The 18,628-nt window shown below is 71.3% G+C and carries 16 protein-coding genes and 1 pseudogene; 6 read left to right on the top strand and 11 right to left on the bottom strand.

The window, feature by feature from the left end:
* Positions 1-5 precede the first annotated feature (5 nt).
* Positions 6-1,232 (top strand): DNA polymerase IV, encoded by a 1,227-nt coding sequence (gene dinB, locus O7553_RS05700; protein WP_281553809.1) that lies wholly within the window; start codon positions 6-8, stop codon positions 1,230-1,232.
* A 36-nt stretch (positions 1,233-1,268) separates the two neighbouring features.
* On the opposite strand, the gene O7553_RS05695 is transcribed toward dinB, so the two are convergent.
* Positions 1,269-1,874: a hypothetical protein gene (locus O7553_RS05695; protein WP_281553808.1), complete on the bottom strand. Its 606-nt coding sequence runs from the start codon at positions 1,872-1,874 to the stop codon at positions 1,269-1,271.
* 97 nt (positions 1,875-1,971) lie between these two features.
* Between O7553_RS05695 and O7553_RS05690 the strand changes: the two genes are divergently transcribed.
* Positions 1,972-3,426, top strand: coding sequence for a serine hydrolase domain-containing protein (locus O7553_RS05690; RefSeq protein ID WP_281553807.1), 1,455 nt, complete (start codon positions 1,972-1,974; stop codon positions 3,424-3,426).
* Here O7553_RS05690 and O7553_RS05685 read toward each other — a convergent pair.
* Positions 3,407-3,982, bottom strand: a complete 576-nt coding sequence (locus O7553_RS05685; RefSeq protein ID WP_281553806.1) for a GNAT family N-acetyltransferase — start codon at positions 3,980-3,982, stop codon at positions 3,407-3,409. The genes O7553_RS05690 and O7553_RS05685 overlap by 20 nt on opposite strands.
* Positions 3,983-4,149: 167 nt before the next feature.
* On the opposite strand from O7553_RS05685, the gene O7553_RS05680 reads away from it, so the two are divergent.
* Positions 4,150-4,494 carry a hypothetical protein gene (locus O7553_RS05680; protein ID WP_281553805.1) on the top strand — a complete coding sequence of 115 codons (345 nt, stop codon included), beginning with the start codon at positions 4,150-4,152 and terminating at the stop codon, positions 4,492-4,494.
* Between the two features lie 13 nt (positions 4,495-4,507).
* Here O7553_RS05680 and O7553_RS05675 read toward each other — a convergent pair whose 3' ends face one another.
* Entirely contained in the window at positions 4,508-5,740 is a 1,233-nt protein-coding gene (locus O7553_RS05675; RefSeq protein WP_281553804.1) for a transposase, read from the bottom strand.
* A 25-nt stretch (positions 5,741-5,765) separates the two neighbouring features.
* Between O7553_RS05675 and tnpA the strand changes: the two genes are divergently transcribed.
* Positions 5,766-6,182, top strand: a complete 417-nt coding sequence (gene tnpA, locus O7553_RS05670) for an IS200/IS605 family transposase (RefSeq protein WP_281553803.1) — start codon at positions 5,766-5,768, stop codon at positions 6,180-6,182.
* A 762-nt stretch (positions 6,183-6,944) separates the two neighbouring features.
* Here the strand turns inward: tnpA and O7553_RS05665 are convergent.
* Both O7553_RS05665 and O7553_RS05660 read right to left on the bottom strand, forming a co-directional pair.
* Positions 6,945-7,427 (bottom strand): annotated as a pseudogene (locus O7553_RS05665) (sigma-70 family RNA polymerase sigma factor); the annotation flags it as partial.
* 55 nt (positions 7,428-7,482) lie between these two features.
* The gene (locus tag O7553_RS05660; protein ID WP_281553802.1) at positions 7,483-8,346 is read right to left on the bottom strand and encodes a hypothetical protein; all 864 of its coding nucleotides are present in this window, start codon (positions 8,344-8,346) and stop codon (positions 7,483-7,485) included.
* Between the two features lie 318 nt (positions 8,347-8,664).
* Between O7553_RS05660 and O7553_RS05655 the strand changes: the two genes are divergently transcribed.
* Entirely contained in the window at positions 8,665-9,585 is a 921-nt protein-coding gene (locus O7553_RS05655) for a helix-turn-helix transcriptional regulator (RefSeq protein WP_281553801.1), read from the top strand.
* Positions 9,582-9,767, top strand: a complete 186-nt coding sequence (locus tag O7553_RS05650) for a DUF397 domain-containing protein (protein WP_278167694.1) — start codon at positions 9,582-9,584, stop codon at positions 9,765-9,767. Before O7553_RS05655 ends, O7553_RS05650 begins: the two co-directional genes overlap by 4 nt.
* Before the next feature lie 93 nt (positions 9,768-9,860).
* On the opposite strand, the gene O7553_RS05645 is transcribed toward O7553_RS05650, so the two are convergent.
* Genes O7553_RS05645 through O7553_RS05620 form a run of 6 tightly spaced genes read right to left on the bottom strand, consistent with a single transcriptional unit; the run spans position 9,861 to position 18,438 of the window.
* Positions 9,861-11,900, bottom strand: a complete 2,040-nt coding sequence (locus O7553_RS05645) for a cellulase family glycosylhydrolase (protein ID WP_281553800.1) — start codon at positions 11,898-11,900, stop codon at positions 9,861-9,863.
* A 33-nt stretch (positions 11,901-11,933) separates the two neighbouring features.
* Positions 11,934-12,743 carry an ROK family protein gene (locus O7553_RS05640; RefSeq protein ID WP_281553799.1) on the bottom strand — a complete coding sequence of 270 codons (810 nt, stop codon included), beginning with the start codon at positions 12,741-12,743 and terminating at the stop codon, positions 11,934-11,936.
* Positions 12,740-15,232, bottom strand: a complete 2,493-nt coding sequence (locus O7553_RS05635; RefSeq protein ID WP_281553798.1) for a glycoside hydrolase family 2 protein — start codon at positions 15,230-15,232, stop codon at positions 12,740-12,742. The genes O7553_RS05640 and O7553_RS05635 overlap by 4 nt, the downstream gene beginning before the upstream one ends.
* A gap of 56 nt (positions 15,233-15,288) precedes the next feature.
* Complete coding sequence (locus tag O7553_RS05630) at positions 15,289-16,146, bottom strand: carbohydrate ABC transporter permease (RefSeq protein WP_281553797.1); 858 nt, start codon at positions 16,144-16,146, stop codon at positions 15,289-15,291.
* Positions 16,143-17,108, bottom strand: a complete 966-nt coding sequence (locus tag O7553_RS05625) for a sugar ABC transporter permease (RefSeq protein WP_281553796.1) — start codon at positions 17,106-17,108, stop codon at positions 16,143-16,145. The genes O7553_RS05630 and O7553_RS05625 overlap by 4 nt, the downstream gene beginning before the upstream one ends.
* Before the next feature lie 49 nt (positions 17,109-17,157).
* Positions 17,158-18,438, bottom strand: a complete 1,281-nt coding sequence (locus O7553_RS05620) for an extracellular solute-binding protein (RefSeq protein ID WP_281553795.1) — start codon at positions 18,436-18,438, stop codon at positions 17,158-17,160.
* Between the last annotated feature and the right edge of the window lie 190 nt (positions 18,439-18,628).

Here is an 18,628-nt window from a genome sequence, read left to right as displayed (position 1 = left end):
GCGCGGTGGCGGGTGAGGCCAGCATCCTGCACGCCGACCTGGACGCGTTCTACGCCTCGGTCGAGCAACGCGACGACCCCCGGCTGCGCGACCGGCCGGTGATCGTCGGCGCCGGCGTGGTGCTGGCCGCCAGCTACCAGGCCAAGGCGCGCGGCGTCCGCACCGCGATGCCCGCCCGGCGGGCCCGGCTGATCTGCCCGGAGGCGGTGGTGGTGCCGCCCCGGATGGCGGCCTACACGGCGGCCAGCCGGGAGGTGTTCGAGGTGTTCCGGCAGACCACACCGCTGGTCGAGCCGATCTCCATCGACGAGGCGTTCCTCGACGTCGGCGGGCTGCGCCGGCTCGTCGGAGCGCCGGCCGACATCGCCGCCCGGCTGCGGGTCGCGGTCCGCGACCAGGTCGGGCTGCCGATCACCGTCGGGGTCGCCCGGACCAAGTTCCTGGCCAAGGTGGCCAGCGGCGTCGCCAAACCGGACGGGCTGCTGGTGGTGCCGCCCGACGAGGAGTTGGCGTTCCTGCACCCGCTGCCGGTCGAACGGCTCTGGGGCGTCGGCCCGGTCACCGCCGGCAGGCTGCGCGAACGCGGCATCACCACGGTCGGCCGGGTCGCCGGCCTCGGGGAGGCGGCGCTGGTCAGCATCGTCGGCGCCGCCGCCGGCCGGCACCTGCACGCCCTCGCCCACAGCCAGGACCCGCGCCGGGTCCAGACCGGCGGCCGACGCGGCTCGATCGGCTCCCAGCAGGCGCTGGGCCGGGCCAGCCGGGACCCGGCCGACGTGGACGCGATCCTCGCCGGGCTGGTCGACCGGGTCGGCCGACGCATGCGGGCCGCCGGGCGCACCGGCCGGACGGTCACCCTGCGGCTGCGGTTCGGCGACTTCACCCGGGCCACCCGCGCCCACACCCTGCCCCGGGCCACCAACCAGACGTCGACCATCCTGGACACCGCCCGCGACCTGCTGGCCGCCGCCGGTCCGATGATCCGCGAACGCGGGCTGACCCTGGTCGGCGTCTCAGTCGGCAACCTCGACGACGGACACGCCACCCAGTTGGCGCTGCCCCTCGATTCGGCCGACGCGCCGCCGCAGGCAGCGCCACACCCCGTCGGCCGGCAGGAGAGCCTGGACGCCGCGCTCGACGCCGTCCGGGACCGGTTCGGGTCCAGCGCGGTCAACCGCGCGGTGCTGCTCGGCCGCGACCTCGGCCCCGCCGCCCCACTGCTGCCGGACTGACCCGGCCACCGACGATGGCCAGCGTCAGGCCTCCGGTCAGCCGGCCGGCACCGCCGGGTCGGCCGGCGGTGCCGCCGGCCACAGCTCGACGGCACCGGCCGCCGCCTGCCGGATCAACTCACCGGAGACCTCCACCCGGCTGTGCGGGATGTCCCGCGCCGGCCAGGCACACTCCACCGTCACCGGGCCGTCCGGCGGCAGCGGCCACACCCAGAAGCGGGCGTCGTGCCGCTGCTGGTCGGTGCTGGCCGCCACGGGCGACAGCAGCGGGCCGGCGGGTTCGCGGTCGGCCCGCGACGTGCTGCGGTGCAGGCTGCTCAGCACCGTACCGTCGGCGAACCGGACCATCACCTGCAGGCCGCCGACCCCTTCGACCGGGGTACGCGGCCGGGGCGGCCCCGACGCGCCGGCCGGCTGCCGTGCCGGACCGGCGGCGGTCGCCGGCTCCGGGGCCCGCAGGATCGCGCTGATGTCGAACTCGAAACCCGTCGGGTACGCCAGCACACTGGTCAGGATCACCGCGGCCTGGTCACTGCGGGCCAGCAGCAGTTGCCCGGCGACCACACCGCCGAGCACCGCCACCGGGCGGGCCAGCCACGGACGCGGCGGAACGCCTGCCTGCGGAGGATCTGCGGTATCCATCGGCTAACCATGCCACGAACCTGGCATTGGTCAATGGTGCCGCAGCGGCGGGCGGTCAACGGCACCGCCGCCGGCCGCACCCGACACAATGGCGGTCATGACGACGGAGGAACGACCCGGGTCGACGCCGGACCACACCGTCGCCGGCCTCCTGCCGACGACCCGGCGGGCGCTGCTGCACCGACTCGCCGTCGGCCAGGTCGACGGGCGGGCACCGTCGATGGTGGCGGCGGTGGTCCGCGCCGACGGGCTGGTCTGGGCCGCCGGCCGAGGTGAGGTCGACCACGGCACGCCGGACGCGGCGACCAGCTACCGGATCGGGTCGATCAGCAAGACCTTCACCGCAGTGCAGGTGCTGCTGCTGCGGGAGGCGGGCCGGCTGGAGCTGACCGATCCGATCCAGCGGCACCTGCCCGGCTGCGGGGTCGCGGCGACCGTGGAGCAGTTGCTGGCACACACCGGCGGGCTACCTGCCGAGCCGCCCGGCCCGTGGTGGGAGCGCACCCCCGGCGAGCTGCGCCCCGAACTGTCCGACGTGCTCGGGCCGGCGTCCGACCGACGGCCGGCCGGGCACCGCTACCGCTACTCGAATCCCGGGTACGCGCTGCTCGGCGCGCTCATCGAGCGGCTGTCCGGGCACCGGTGCGGCGACCACCTGCGGCAGGCGCTGCTCGACCCGCTCGGCATGTCCGCCACCGGCGCCGAGCCGAGTGGACGGCACGCCACCGGATGGGCGGTGCATCCGTGGGCGGATGTGCTGCTGCCCGAGCCGACGCCGCAGTACGGTCACCTCGCCCCGGCAGGACAACTCTGGTCCACCGCCGCAGACCTGGGACGGCTGGCGGCGGTGCTGCTCGGCGCGGACACCCGGCTGTTGTCGGCGGACTCGCTGGCCCGGATGCGCACCCCTGCCTCGCCGCCGGAGAGTGCGGACCCGGACTGCGGGTACGGCCTCGGCCTGCAACTGCTCCGCCACGAAGGTCTGGAGCTGGCCGGGCACACCGGCTCGGTACCCGGTTTCCTCGCCGCGCTGTGGACCTGCCCCGACCAGGACGTCGCCGCTGTGGTGCTGGCCAATGTCACGACGGGACCGCAGATCGACGAGATCGCCGCCGACCTCGTCAAGATCGTCGCTGACCGGGAGCCGGTGATCCCGCCTCCGTGGCGGCCGGCCACCGATGTCGACCTGGCGCTGGTCGACCTGACCGGACCGTGGTACTGGGGTGCGCGCCCGGTGGCGCTCCGCCTGCTCGGCGACGGCACCCTGCAGCTCACCCCGATCGGCGTGGCCAACCGGGGCACCCAATTCCGCCGTACGGCTGATGACCGATGGTTGGGCTTCAAGGGCTTCTACGCCGACGAGACGCTGCGGGTGTGCCGGGACGCGGCCGGCGCGGTCAGCCATCTCGATCTCGGCACCCTGGTGCTGACCCGGGGGCCGTACCAGCCGGCGACAGCGGTGCCGGGCGGGGTCGACCCGGCCGGCTGGCGTGCCGGCTCCGGCCAGCCGACCACCGGGACCGGCCGGTCGGTCAACGGATCCGCTGGCTGAGGATCTGGCCTGGCCACGGGCCGGTCGGCTGGTCGACGGTGAACGGCTCGGCGGCGGTGAACCCGGCCCGCTCGTAGTAGCGGACCAACGCCCGGTCACCACCGGCGTAGCAGTCGACCCGCAACAGGGTCGCGCCGCGTTCGACGGCGAGCGTCCGCGCCCGGTCCAGTAACGCCTGACCGACCCCTCGACCGGCCCACGACCGGTCGGTGACCAGCAGGTTCACGTACAACTCGGGTTCGTTGACCGGCGGCGCGTAGGACCGGGCCGTGCCGACGGCGAGCGCCCCGACGACCCGCTCACCACCGTCGCCGGTCGGCACACAGGCCAGCACCAGGCCGCTCTCCTTCGCCCAGCCGGTGACCATCGCGATCCGGCGCGGGTCGGTCGACTGCGGTTCGGTCCCCCACTGCCCGGTACGGCCGTGTTCGGCCAGCCAGCGGACCGCGTCGTCGAGCAGCGCGAGAACCGCCGGGACGTCCGCCTGCGTGCCGGCCCGGTGGTAGATCCGAAGCTGGTCGTCGAAGCGGTCGCCGTCGTCGGTGTCACGTTGCATGCCGGACATCCTGCCGTCTCGGCCGAGGTGACGTCGACCGGGCAGGACGTCGGTCACAGACCCTTGCCCGCCGGGCGCATCGACGCCGGCCTTCCCTGGTCAGCGCGGTACCTCTCGCCTGGTCAGCGCAGGACCCCTCCCCTGGTCAGCCCGGCACCGGGCACGGGTTGGCTGCCGGGTACGGCCCGGCACCGGCCCGCCGCCCGTCGACTGCCACGACGGCGACCTGCCAGGCGACCGACGCCACGGCCACCCGCCAGACCTGCCCGGTGGCGGTGTCCCCGGAGACCGTCGTCGCCGCCTCGCCGCCCCGCGCCGGCACCGTGCCCGGCGCGGCGATGCCACCCGGGCCGCCGGCACCGGGACCGGAGGTCGACTACGGGTCGGATCCCGGTTCCGCGGTCGGATACGTCGGCGACGGCTGCGTCGAGCCGGCCGCGCCGCCGGTCCAGGTGAGCACCGCCGACTCGACGGTGCCACCGGTGACGGTGGCGACCACGGTCAGCTGTTGACATCCTCGCCGCCCTAAACGGCGGCGATTCCAGCCACGCCGCGCGTGACACGCGCAGCGTTCTGGCGGGTTACCGTTTCACCGCGCGGTGCCGGGACGGGTCCCGGTCCTACCCGCGCTCCACGGTCGTTGACGTCCGCCTGCCCGGCGGCCTTGATGTTGATCGCCGCGTTGACATCCCGGTCGTGGTGACCGCCACACGGACACACCCACGACCGCACGTCCAACGCCATCCTGTCGTTGACGCGCCCGCAGTCCGAGCACATCCGGGTGGACGGGAGCCACCGGTCCACCCGGGCGAACGTACGCCCGTATCTCGCCGCCTTGTACTCCAGCATGGCGACGAACGACGACCATCCGGCGTCGTGCACCGACTTCGCCAGCCGGGTCCGGCCGAGACCGACGACACACAGGTCCTCGACGTACACCGCTTGATTCTCACGGATGATCGTCGTGGACAGCTTGTGCTGCCAGTCCCGCCGGGTGTCGGCCACCCGGGCGTGCGCCCTGGCGACCTTCACGACGGCCTTCCCACGGCGGTTGCTGCCCCGCTGTTTGCGCGACAGGGCCTGTTGCAGCCGTTTGAGCTTGCGGGCCGCGCGGCGCAGGAACCTGGGTGCGGCGACCTTCGTGCCGTCGGACATGACCGCGAAGTGCGTCAGCCCCAGATCGATCCCCACCTCGGCGTCCACCTCGGGCAGCGGCTCGTCCTCGCTGGTCCGCACGACGAACGAGGCGAAGTACCGCCCGGCGGCGTCCCGGATGACCGTCACGGACGACGGGTCCGACGGCAACGACCGGGACCAGCGCACCGCCAGGTCGCCGATCCTCGGCAGCCGCAGACGACCGTTGTCCAGCACCGTGAACCGGGAGTTACGGGTGAAACGGATCGCCTGCCGGTTGTCCTTACGGGACCGGAACCTCGGCGGCGCCACCATGCTGCCTTTACGCCTGCCCGACACGGAGTGGAAGAAGTTGCGGTAGGCGGTGTTGAGGTCCGCGAGGGCCTGCTGCAACACCACGGCCGACACCTCGCCCAGCCACGCCCGTTCCGGAGTCGTCTTGGCCCGCGTGATGACCCGCTTGGACAGTTCGGCGTCCGAGATGTACGGCAGGCCCTGCTCGTGGGCGGTCCGCCGTGCGCGCAGCCCGTCGTTGAACACCACCCGGGCGCATCCGAACGCCTTCGCCAGCGCGATCTGCTGGCCGGGTGTCGGGTAGACCCGGAACTGGTACCGGAGCTGCACGAACCACACGATATCATGTTGGTCTATGGCAGAAGGTGAGGGTATCCGTACCGGCAGGCACTGTGTCTTCGCGATGCACGTCCACTTGGTTTTCGTGACGAGGTTCCGGCACACGGTGTTCGCCGACCGGCACCTGACCCGCATGGAAGCCATCATGCGGGACGTATGCCGCGACTTCGAGGCCGAACTGGTCGAGTTCAACGGCGAGGACAACCACGTCCACCTGCTGGTCGACCACCCACCCAAAGTCGCCGTTTCCCGCCTGGTCAACTCACTCAAGGGCGTCCCGTCGCGCCACCCGCGGCAGGAGTTCCCCGACCTCGCACGCCACTACCACCGGGCCAACAAGCTCTGGTCGGGCTCGTACTTCGCGGGCTCCGTCGGCGGCGCGCCGCTGAGCATCGTGACGCAGTACATCGAGCAGCAGAACCGGCCAGGTTAGAGCACTGCTCGGGCCCTGGCGGCCCTCCCAGCGCGGGCCTTCACCCCCGGCCTGAAGGCCGGAGCACTGGCCCGCATTCCGGTAGCGGCTGGATCCGGTGCAGGAGACCCGCGCCTCGGCCTGGACGGTCAGCGGCGGCGCCGGCTCGGCGGGGCCGCTCGGCTCGGGAGCGCCACCGGCCGGCGCGGTCGGTGTCGGCGTCGTCGGTGCCGGTTCGCCCGGGGTGCCCGTCGGCGCACCGCTGGCCGACGGCGTGGTCGGTGGCGCGGCCAGACCTGGCGACCCGGCCGGCGCCAACCGGGCGGTGTCGTCGACCGTAGCCAGCCGGGGAACCATCACCACGGCACCACCGATCAGCAGGGCCAGCACCGCGGCCGCCGCCAGGCCGGCCAGCAGCCGACCTCGGCGCGGCTCGCCTCGGCGGGGGAAGCCGGTGGCCGGGTCGAACCGGCCGGCCCGCTGCTCGATCCGCGCCCGGGTCGCCGCCTGCCCGGCGGCGGCGCTGGTCAACTCCAGCCGGGGCCAGAGTTCCGCCGGTACGACGAGCATCGGCAGGGTCGCGTACGCGGAGAACAACGCGGCCGGGCTGACCTGCCGGCGGCGCCGGTCGGCGCAGGTCGGGCAGGACTCGATGTGCCGACTGACCCGCTTGCGTAGCAACACGGTGAGCGTGCCGTCCCAGCCGCGCAGCAGCTCACCGAGGGTCGGGCAGTCGTCGGCACCGGTGCGGGCCACCAGTAACGCGCCGATGGCCCGTTCGAGTTGGGTCCGGGCCCGGGACAGCCGGGCGTGAGCGTGACTGTCGGAAACCCCCAGCACGGCACCGACGTCGGCGGCGGACAGGTCGTGCCGGATGGCGAGCTCGATCACCTGCCGGTCACCGGGGTTCAGCCCGGCCGCGGCCGACCGGACCAGCTCCTGTAGCTGTTCGGCACCGAGCCCGGTCACCGGGTCGACCGGCGTGGCGGGCAGTTCGCCTACCTCGTCCAGCGGCAACTGCCGTCGCCGGCCACGGATGACCCGCAGGCACTCGTTGCGGGCGATGGCGTACAGCCACGGGCGCAGCCGCTCCGGGTCGCGCAGCTGCGCCGCCCGCTGATTGGCCAGGACGAACGTGTCGTGGACGGCGTCGGCCGCGCCGTCCGCGTCGCGCAGCACGAACCGGCAGTACGTGTACAGCCGGTCGGCGTACGTGCGGTAGGCACGGTCGAGGCCGCGCGGGTCACCGGCGACCAGCGCGGCCACGATGGCGCGATCGTCCACCCGGGCAATGCTAGGTGGCGCGGTCGAGGACGGATCGTCACTGTCGCCAATACTCCAGTTGGTAGCGCGACGGGTCGGGCTGCCCGTTGCCGTGGCCGATGAGGCAGAGCCGGGTGTTGCCGGCCGCGACCAGCCGGGCCCGTTCGGCGTCGGCCGCACTGGCCAGGAAGAGCAGCGGGGTGGCCGCGGCCCGCAGCCCCCAGCCGTCGCCGTCGGGTCCGTGCACCGCCAGCTCCGCCGGGTCGTACGTGATGCAGTCGAAGTGCGGAGCGGGGCCGAACGGCAGCCCGGACGGGCCCTGGAAGTAGGTGATGATGTAGCGGTGCCGGTCGGCGCGGTCGTTGCCCCGGCCGATGAAGCAGAGCCGGGTCCAGTTGCGGGCCACCTTGACGCCGTCCTCGGCGTCGGTCTTGGTGGCGAAGAGCTTGATGGCGTGGCCGCCGTCGCGCATCCGCCACGCGTCGCCGCTCTGCTCGATCGTCAGGTTCGCCGGGTCGTACGTCACACAGTCCTCGGCGGCCGGCTGCACGGTCGGCACCGGTTCGCCGTCGTCACCATCGTCGCCGGAACCCCCGCCGTCGGGGTGGTCAGGATCGTCGCCGGTGCCGCCACCACCCGGGTCGCTGCCGTCGGCATCGTCGCCGGTGCCGCCGGTCTGCGGCTCGCCGCTACCGGCCGACCCGCTGTCGCCGCCCCCGGTCGGCGCGCCACCGAGCCCTGCTGCCCCGGACGCCTGGCCACCGTCTGACGCTACGCCGACTCGCCCGGCCCCGGACGGGCCGCAGGCCGCCAACACCACCGCGAGCAGCACGCCCAGGACGGCGGCGGCGGCGAAGGTGATGGTGCCCCACCGCCAGGTCGACCGCCGCGCCAGCACCCCGAACTTGGTCGTGTAGATCATCTGGCCCTCCAGCCTCTCCCTCTCCGTGCCGGGTGAGTCGACGCCCAACCGGGTCCCGGCCCGCCCGGGGCGCGGGACGTCCGGCGACGTCGCCGGACACGGGTGAGAGGCGGCGGCCGGCCGAGGACCAACAACTTTTCGCCGGCCCGTCAGCCGGGTGCGCCGCCGACGGGTCAGCCAGATGTGCGGCTGACCTGCTGGTGGAGTGCCCGTGCCAGCTCTGCGGACCCAAGGTGTCTCCGCGAGCTTGATGCCACAGGTGCATCATGATTCACCTCTGGCATCAAGCTCGACGAGCATCTCCGATCCGGAACGGAATTGGACGAAGATGATCAATACAAGTTTCGTCTCCACCCTGGACTATGTGGGCACGACGAGAGAAGATACCGGCACGCAAGGCAGTCGATTCCTGGTAGGAAGCTGCCCCGATACGGGCCGGAAGGACAAGCAGCAGTGAGCAGCAACGGCATTCCGCAGGTGCTCAGGTTTCTTCGTTCACTCAATGGCGGCATGACACAGGAGCAGTTGGCGCAGCGACTAAGCGTCTCGACGTCGTTGATCGCCAAGTTCGAAACCGGTCGACAGATACCGATGCCCGACACGGCAGACCACATCGATCAGGTGTTCAGCAGCGCCCCGCTGATCAAGGAACTCTCCGAGAACGCCCGCAAGAGCATCCCACCGGACTGGTTCCGGGCGCTACCGGAGTTGGAGCAGGAGGCCTCCGCAATTCGGCGGTACGAGTGCCAGATCATCCCTGGACTGCTCCAGACGGAAGCGTACGCCCGGGCCATCCTGCACAGCGGCCTGCTAACTCCCGCTAAGGCCGACGAGTACCTCGCTCTCAGGATGACGCGACAGGCCGCCGTGTTCGAGCGGGAGGAGCCGCCGGTGTGTCAGTTCATCATCGACGAGGACGGACTTCGCCGGGGAGACCCCGTGATCATGCGGGAGCAATTGGAGCACATCGCCGAGATGAGCACCCGGTCGCGGGTGCTGGTGCAGGTGGCCCCGGTTTCCGCCGGCTTGCATCCCGGGCAGAACGGGCCGTTCATGCTCGCCAGCATGGCCGAGACCGGCGGCACCGTCGGCTATGTCGACGACCAGTTGGAGGGCCGCCTGGTGACCGATCCGAAGCGGGTTGCCACCCTCGAACAGGCCTGGCAGGCTCTGAGTGGTGTTGCGTTGCCGCGCGACCAGTCGCGAGACATGATCTTGAAGTTGGTGAAGGAACTATGACCGAGCCGGCGTGGCGCAAGTCCAGCCGCAGCAACAGCAACGGAAGCGACTGTGTCGAGGTGGCGGACAACCTTCCCGGTCGCATCCTGGTCCGCGACAGCAAGGACCAGGGTGGTCCCACGCTCGCCTTCGGCCCGACCGCCTGGCGCTCCTTCGTCGCTGAGGCACCCACGCTCCGCTGAGCCGTAGGATCAGCAGGTCAGCAACGACGTGACGAGCCCCGGCCCCACGCCGACGGCGGCCGGGGCTCGACGCGTACCGGTGACCGCGCCGTCCTACTCGACCCGGATGTTGTCGAGGTGGACAGAGCCCGGGTTGACGTAGACGTAGAACTCCCGCACGTCGGCCAGCGCCTCGGCATCACACGACATCTCGGTCAGCAGGTCGATCTCGGCGGTGCCGGTCCAGTCCTGGTTCAGCCAGGTGAACGTCGACTGGCACCAGGTGTAGGACGGACCGGTCTGCACCGCGATCGCCGCATTGGTGCCCGCCGACGGGTCGGTACGCAGGTCGTACTTGAGGGTGACCCGGCCGGACAGGTCGACCGGCTCGGGGAACGACGTGCCGAACCAGCCGCCGGTGACCGAGTCGACCCGCAGCCCGTACGCCCCGTCGGTGGCGAACGCGTCCGACTGGGCGACGCTGCCGACGCCCGGCTCCCACGACGGCGGCCCCCACCCGTCGGTGCCGGCCTCGAACGAGAACAGCGTCTGCACCCCGGCCGGGTCGGGTTTCACCGTGACGACCAGGTCGGCGACGTTGGAGGCGCGCCAAACCCGGTCCCATACCTGGTAGTGGGCGGTGGCCCGACCGGCGAAGCCGTCCGCCGGAGTGAAGGTGACCGCCCCGTCGTTGCCGAGCGCGAACTCACCGCCTGCGACGACGGTCCGCTGCTGCTGGCCGGGCACCGTCGGGTCCAGGTCGATGGTGGCGGCGCGGACCGTACCCCGGTGGGCGATGTCGTTGGCCGCCGGCCGCAGCGTCGCGACCTGGCCGAACTCGACGGTGGCCGTGTCGTGGTCGGCGACCGGCGGCCACGGCCGGCGGTCGCCGCGCACCGCAGCGCCCGCGTTGGACAGCGTGGTGCAGACCGGGCTCGGGCAGTAGACGGTGTAACCGTCGTAGTCCGGGTAGAGGCTGCCGTCGTCCTGCACGCCGGAGAGGATCCAGTAGAGGAAACCGCTGGTGCCGCCGGTGATCGCCGCGTCGGTCCACTCGCGGTAGACGACGTTGCGGGTCGACTTGTCGTGGATGCCGAACTCGCCGAGCATCACCGGCTTGCGGACCTTCTTCGCCTCGTGAGCGTGCCGGGTGATCCACTCGGTGCCCCAGGCGGCGTCCTTGCCCCAGTGGTCCGGGTAGAGGTGGTAGGAGACGACGTCGACGGCGGGCAACCTGCTCAGCGCGACGCTGTCGACACCTTCACCGCAGTTGATGGTCCAGTCGGCGCTGGTCGGATCGTCACAGAAGAAGCCTTCGTCGCCGACGCTGACCAGCTGCCGGGGAGCGATCGACTTGACGTGCCGGGTCATCTCGTCAGCCCAGGCGGTCAGCGTGTCGGTGGTGCAGTCCGGTGACTGCGGGTAGACCCCGGAGCCCTTGCAGCGCGGCTCGTTGCCCAGCTCCCAGGTCATCACCGTCGGGTCGTCCTTGTATCTCACCCCGGTGATGGTGTTGGTGCGGTTCAGCACATGGCTGATCCAGTCTTTGTACCAGCCGCGGATCACCGGGTCGGTGTAGAAGTCGTCGTGGTACTGCCCGCCGCGCCAGCGCACGTACTGGTCCATGCCGCCGAAGTCACGCCAGTTGTTGGTCAGCGGGACCACCAGTTTGATGCCGGCTTCGCGGGCGGCGGCGAGGACGTAGTCGAGGCGTTGCAGGCCGTCCGGGCCGTCGTTGTACGCCGGCCGTTCGCCGTCGAAGTACTGGAAGTAGACGCCGTCGGCCGGGCCGGCGACCGAGTCGGAGCCGTCGGCGTTGCCGATGTCGAGGAACCCCCAGGTACGCAGCACGGTGAACCCGGCTGCCTTGGCGTCGGCGAACACGTCGTCGACCATCGTCGGCGACTTGTACATCAGGTAGTAGTTGTTGCTGCCGGCGAACCGGAACTTCCGGCCGTCGAGTTTGAGGTCGTCGCCGTGCCGGGTGACGAACCCGGCGGTCGGCGTACCAGGCGTACCGGGTGTACCGGGATGACTGGGATGACCGGGATGGCCGGGATGGCGGGCCGGCGGTGCGGCCTGGACCGGGACTGCCGCTGCGGTGAGCAGCAGCCCGGCCAGTGCGAGCAGCAGGCCGGCGGAGCGTGGGCGCATTACGGGGTTCTCCTGACCGTGGAGCGGTGGAGGTCACTGACGCGCTGCGGCCTCCAGGGCGAGTGCGGCGGCACCGAGCAGTCCCGCGTCGTTGCCGAGGCTGCTGGTGTGGATCCGGACCCGGCGGACGAAGTCGAGTCCGGCAAGCTCCGCTACGGCCGCGCGCAGCGGAGCGAAGAGCAGGTCACCGGCGGCGGCCACCCCACCGCCGATGACGACGTCGTCGAGGTCGACCAACGCGGTGGCGGAGACCACCGCGGCGGCCAGGGCGGTCGCGCCCCGCCCGAACGCGGCGACGGCGAGCGGTACGCCGGCCCGGGCGTCCTCGGCGAGGGTACGGGCGTCGCCCGGCCGCTCCCCCGGCGTCCAGCCCTGGTTGACGGCCCAGCGGACCATCGCCGGACCGCTGGCGATCGCCTCGACGCAGCCGCGCCCGCCGCAGGGGCAGGCCGGGCCGGTCATGTCCACCACGATGTGTCCGATGTGTCCGGCGTTGCCGCTGCCGCCCGGGTGGACCCGGCCGTCGATGACCAGTCCGCCGCCGACGCCGGTGGAGACCACCATGCCGAGCAGGGCGCGGCCGGGGTAGCCGCCGCGCCAGTGTTCGCCGAGCGCCATGCAGTGCCCGTCGCCGACGACCTGGCGGACCACCCGGTGCAGGGCGGCGGTGACGGTCGCGGTGTCCCCGCCGGCCGGGGTCGGCACCGCGCCCTGCACGGCGATGGTGCCGTCGGGTTCGACGACGGCGGCGGCCAGCTTGGTGCCGCCGACGTCGACCGCGAGAACCGGGCCGGGGGCGGGGTCGGCCGCCGCCGGACCGACCGCTGCCGGGCCGGCGCTCATGCGCCGGCCGCCGGGGTGTCGCTGACGATGTCGTTGACGCAGCGCAGCACCGGCCGGCGGGTCAGCGCCGCCGGATCCAGCTCGACCCCGGTGCGCACCACGAACTCCGTCGACTCGCCGGGCAGCAGGGTGACCAGTGCCCGGTCCACTTCGGCGGCCGGGTCGAGCCGGTCCGGGTAGAGGGTCAGGTCACGCAGGACGGTCCGGGCGGTGACGGTGACCCGCAGCCCGCCGTCGACCGGTGCGGCCGTCGCGTCGTACCCGGCCGCCGGGTAGTCGATCTCGTTGTCCTCGGCGAAGAACCACCAGGCCCGCTGCCCGGCCGCGTCGGCGAGCAGCAGCTCGCGGCGTGGGTCGCCGGTGGTGGCCAGGTCTGGGTAGAGCGGCACGGTGACCGCCGAATGGGCCGGTACGGCCAGCTGGTAGCCGATCTTGGCCAGTGGCTCGCCGGCCAGGGTGAGCCGGGTGACGTCGGTCTGCGGGTGCCAGTCGGCCCCGGTGTCGTTGACCGCCACCAGGGCGAGCCCACCGTCGCGGGGTTCGATGGTGAGCAGCCGGTCGGCGTAGGCGTCGCGCAGCGCGTACCACAGGGGTTTGCGGCGGCCGTCGCCGTCGACGGCGGCCCACGAGGTGACCGGCCAGCAGTCGTTGAGCTGCCACAGGATGGTGCCCATGCAGACGCCCCGGTGGGAGCGGAAGTGCCGCACCCCGACGGCGATCGCGCGGGCCTGGTTGACCTGGGTCAGGTAGTGCCAGTCGTCGAAGTCACGCGGAGCGGGCAGGTGTGCGTCGAGGCCGCGTTGAAGTTTCAGGTCGCCGTCGGCGGCCTTCTGGTGGTGGGCCATGCCGGGTGAGTCGGGGGCGAGCGGGTCATCACTGATCGCCCGGCGCAGGGTGGCGTACACGGGTGGCCCCTGGTAGCCGAACTCGGCGAGGAACCGGGGCACATACTGCCGGTACTTAAGGTAGTCGTCGGTGTTCCACACGTCCCAGATGTGCATGGTGCCGTGCGCCGGGTCGTTGGGGTGCAGGTCGTCGCGGCCGGAGTACGGGCTGCCCGGCCAGTACGGACGGGTCGGGTCGAGTTCGGCGACGATGCCGGGCAGCACATCGAGGTAGTAGCCGAGCCCCCAGGTGCGTCCGTCGAGGATCTCCTGCCAGCCCCAGTCGTGCCAGCCCCAGATGTTCTCGTTGTTGCCGGTCCACAGCACCAGGCTGGGGTGCGGGGTGAGCCGGGCGACCTGGTAGCGGGCCTCGGCGGCCACTTCACCCGCGATCGGCTCCTCCTCCGGGTACGCGGCGCAGGCGAACAGGAAGTCCTGCCCCACGAGCAGACCCTGCTCGTCGGCGAGGTCGTAGAAGTCCTCGGATTCGTAGCGGCCGCCGCCCCAGATCCGCAGGAAGTTGACGCCGGCGTCGGCCGCCTGGGCGAACCGGTGGGCGTAGCGGGCCCGGTCGACCCGGGTGGGGAACGCGTCGTCGGGGATCCAGTTGACGCCCCGGACGAAGACCGGCATCTCGTTGACGACCAGGGTGAACGCGCTGCCGGCGGCGTCGGCGGTGGTGTCGAGGCGGACCGACCGGAAGCCGATCAGTCGCTGCCAGGTGTCGAGTGTGCTGCCGTCGGCCCGGTGCAGGGTGACGTCGAGGGCATGGCGGGCGGGTTCGCCGTACCCTCGGGGCCACCACAGCTCGGGCTCGGCGACGGTGAGGGTTACGACGGCGCTGCGCTGCCCGGCGGGGACGACCGCTTCGGCGCGGGCCCCTGCGACGGCGGCGACCACGGTCAGCGGGGCGTCGGCACCGTCGGCGCGGTCGACGTCGACGTGCACCTCAACCCGGCCCTGCGCCTCGCCGATCGGGCCGCCGGTGTGGTCGACGGTGACCAGGGGGCGGACGCTGGCCAGCCGGGCGACGCTCCAGGCGTGCAGGCCGATCTCCTGCCAGATGCCGGCGGTGACCAGGTTCGGGCCCCAGTCCCAGCCGAAGTTGCAGGCCATCTTGCGGATGAAGTTGAACGGTTCCGGGTAGGCGTTGGGCCGGTCGCCGAGCCGGTCACGGACCGCTTCGGCGTGCCGGTACGCGGAGTCGAACCGTACCCGCAGGGTGTTGCGCCCGGGGCGCAGTGCCGTACGGACGTCGAACCGGTAGCCGCGGTGCATGTTGGCGGTGCGGCCCAGCTCGACGTCGTTGAGGGTGACGGTGGCGACGGTGTCGAGGCCGGCGCAGACCAGGTCGACCCGGGGATCGCCCGGGTCGACCCAGTCGAACGTGGTCTCGTAGACCCAGTCTGTCCGGCCGATCCACGACAGCCGGGTCTCGTTGTCGTCGAGGTAGGGGTCGGGGATCAGGCCGGCGGCGAGCAGGTCGGTGTGGACGCAGCCCGGTACGGCTGCGGGGACGCTGTGGTCGCCGACGCCGTCGGGTACGTCGGACCCGTCGGCCGGTCGTACGGTCCAGCCCTCGTGGAGCGGTCGTACGGTGTTCATGCCATACCTCACTAGTGCTGGATCGGGACTGGGCCACGGTACGGGTGCTCGCCGGGTCAGTTCTTGACGGCGCCTTCCATGATCCCCCGGACGATCTGCCGACCACCGATGAAGAGCATGATCAACAGCGGGATGGTCGCCACGAACGCACCGGCGAGCACCCGCCGGTACAGCACGTAGTTGCCGCTGGCCAGGTCGGACAGGGCCACCATCGACGTCGGGTAGTAGGTGCCGCCGAGGGTGATCAGCGGCCACTGGAAGTCGTTCCAGGTGGCCACGAAGGTGAGCAGGCCGAGCACGGCCATCGCCGGGCGGACCGCCGGCAGCACCACGCTCCAGTAGATCCGCAGCGTGGTGGCACCGTCGATCCGGCCGGCCTCGATCAGCTCGTCGGGCACCGCTTCGAGGATGAACTGCCGCATGTAGAACACGCCGAACGCGGTGACCAGGCCGGGCACGATGACCGCGACCAGGGTGCCGTTCCAGCCGAGTTCGCCCATCAGGATGTAGAGGGCGACGACGCCGAGCTGATTGGGCACGGTGAGGGTGAGCACCACGACGACCATCAGCGCGTTGCGGCCGGCGAACCGCAGCTTGGCGAAGGCGAAGCCGGCCAGCGAACAGAAGAACAGCACCGAGAACGTCACGACCGACGAGACGATGAAGCTGTTGCCCAGCGACTGCGCGAAGTAGACGTTCTTGAGGGTGAAGACCTCGTTGAGGTTGGTGAGCAGCTGTCCGCCGGGCAGCAGCTGCGGCGGGATCTTCGCCAGGTCGGCGTCGGTGCCGCTGGCGATCACCACCATCCAGTAGAGCGGGAACGCGGAGAACAGGATGACGAGGCTGAGGAACAGGTAGTTCCAGAAGCTGCCCGGCGTACTGGCCGGGGCACGGCCGACGGTTCTGCTGCTCACTTGCGGCCTCCGCCCAGCCGGTTGGCGATCAGCGCGTTGACAACCGCGATGATCACGATGATCAGGAACAGTGCCCAGGACATCGCGGCGGCGTACCCGAGGTTGAGATCCTTCCAGCCGACCTTGTAGATCAGCTGGGCGATGGTCTGGAACTGGCCGTTGGACCCGCCGGTGGCGGCCTGCGAGTTCTGCTCGAACAGCATCGGCTCGGTGAACAGTTGCAGCCCGCCGATGGTGGACAGGATCACGGTGAAGACCACCACCGGCCGGATCATCGGCACGGTGATCCGCCAGAGCTGCCGCCACGGGCCGGCGCCGTCGACCGCCGCCGCCTCGTAGATGTCGCGCGGGATCGACTGCATCGCGGCCAGGTAGATCAGCGCGTTGTAGCCGATCCACTTCCAGTTGACCATGGTGGCGATGGCGACCCACGACGCGGCCTTGCTGGACCGCCAGTCGATCGGCGCCTCGCCGCGTAGGTTCAGCACGTCGAGCACCCAGTTGGCGATGCCGAAGTCGCGGGCGAAGAAGACCGCGAACAGCAGCGTCGACGCGGTGATCGGGGTGATGTACGGCAGCAGGATGCCGACCCGGAACCAGGTCTGCGCCCGCAGCTTGCGGTTCAGCAGCGACGCGATGACCAGGGCCAGGAACAGCTGCGGCACGGTGGAGAGCAGGAAGATGCCGAACGTGTTGTACAGCGCGTTCCAGAAGCTGTCGTCGGTGAACAGCCGCCGGAAGTTCTCCAGCCCGGCCCAGCCGGTCAGGTCGGCGTTGTCCAGCCGCCAGTGCCGCAACGCCACCACGCCGTTGAAGATGATCGGGAAGAGCCCGAAGGCGATGAATAGGAGAAAAAACGGGGAGATCAGGATGTACGGCATGTACCGCATGTCGAAGCGGTGCATCCGGTTGCGCCAGGTCGGCTCGGGTGGTGGTGCCGGTGCGGCGCGGGTTGCGGACATGGTTTGCCTCCAGGTTCAGCCGCACGCGCGGCTCGCGGCCTGCGAGCGGTTACGCGTTCGTCGCCTTTTCGGCTTCCGCGATGGCTTCCGTCCACGCCTCGTCGGGCTTGCCTTCCAGGTCACCGCTCTGCAGCCGGTTGAGGACGTTCTCCACCGCGACCCGGACGGGGCCGTTCTTACGGCCGAGGTACTGCGGGGTGAGGTTGGCGGCGGTGGCGGAGAAGATCTGGCCGACCGGCGCGTCGTTGAAGAACGGGTTGGAGAACTCGACGATCGCCGGGTCCTCGTAGAGCGCCGGCTGTGACGGCAGGTTGCCGACCTTCTTGAAGATCTCGATCTGCTGCTCGGGCTGGATCAGCCACTCCAGGAACTTGTACGCCTCGTCGACGTTGCCGCCCTGCGCTGGGATGGTCAGGAACGAGCCGCCCCAGTTGCCGCCGCCACCGGGGATGGCCGCCACGTCCCACGTGCCGGCGGTGTCGGGGGCGGTGTTCTGGATGTGGCCCATCATCCACGCCGGGCAGGCCAGCACGGCGAAGTCGCCGTTGACGAAGCCGTTGTTCCACTCCGGGGAGAAGGCGGCGAGGTTGGCCGACAGCCCGGCGCCGACGACGGCGGCGGCGGTGTCGAAGGCGACCTTCGGACCGCCTTGCATGGCCAGGTTGTCGCCGGTGTCGAAGAGGCCGACCGGCTGCTGGCCGAGCACCGGGTTGAAGATGTTGGTGGCCGAGTCGACGAACTTCTTGCCGCTGGCCGCGACGTACTCCTCACCGGTGGCGACGAACGACTCCCAGTCGGGCCACAGGGCGGAGACCTCGTCCCGTTCGGTCGGCAGCCCGGCCGCCGCGAACAGGTCGGTGCGGTAGCACATGGCCAACCCGCCGACGTCGGTGCCGAGGCCGATCTGGGTGGTTCCGTCGGCGGACAGGGTCTGCTGCCACTTCCAGTCGAGGTAGCGCTCCTCGTACTGGCCGGCGCCCTTGTCCAGCAGGTTGACGAACTTGTCGGCCTGCTCGCGGAACTGGACGACGAACCCTTCGTCGATGGCGGCGATGTCGGCGGCGCCGGACCCGGCGATCAGCTTCTTCTGCAGGTCCTCGTGCTGGGCGTTGTACTCACCGGAGTTGAGGTTGATCCGCACGCCCGGGTTCTCCGCCTCGTACGCGGCCTTGAGGTCGTCGAGGCCGAAGTCGCCCCAGAACGCGATGGTCAGGGTGGTGCCGCCGTCGTCGCTGCCGCCACCGGGTTCGCCGCTGCAGCCGGCGATCAGCAACGCGCCGGCGGCGCCGACCGCCGCCGTACGTGTCCAAGGGGCCCAACGCCGCTTCATCCCATCCTCCGAACACACTTGGAGACGCTCCAGACATCGAGGAGCATCGACTGAACCGGGTAAGTTAAGCCACGGTACGAGCGACGTCAACGCATGTCAATGGCTGGTTAACGCCGTAGCCAACCCGTAACCTCGGTGCCCTCGGACGGGGTGGCCGCTGGGCCCGGCCGACACCGGATATCGTTTCGGG

This window comes from Solwaraspora sp. WMMA2059, assembly GCF_027497315.1.
Taxonomy (GTDB): domain Bacteria; phylum Actinomycetota; class Actinomycetes; order Mycobacteriales; family Micromonosporaceae; genus Micromonospora_E.
The sequence above is the reverse complement of the archived record's forward strand: the minus strand, read 5'-3'. Positions and strand labels throughout refer to the sequence as shown.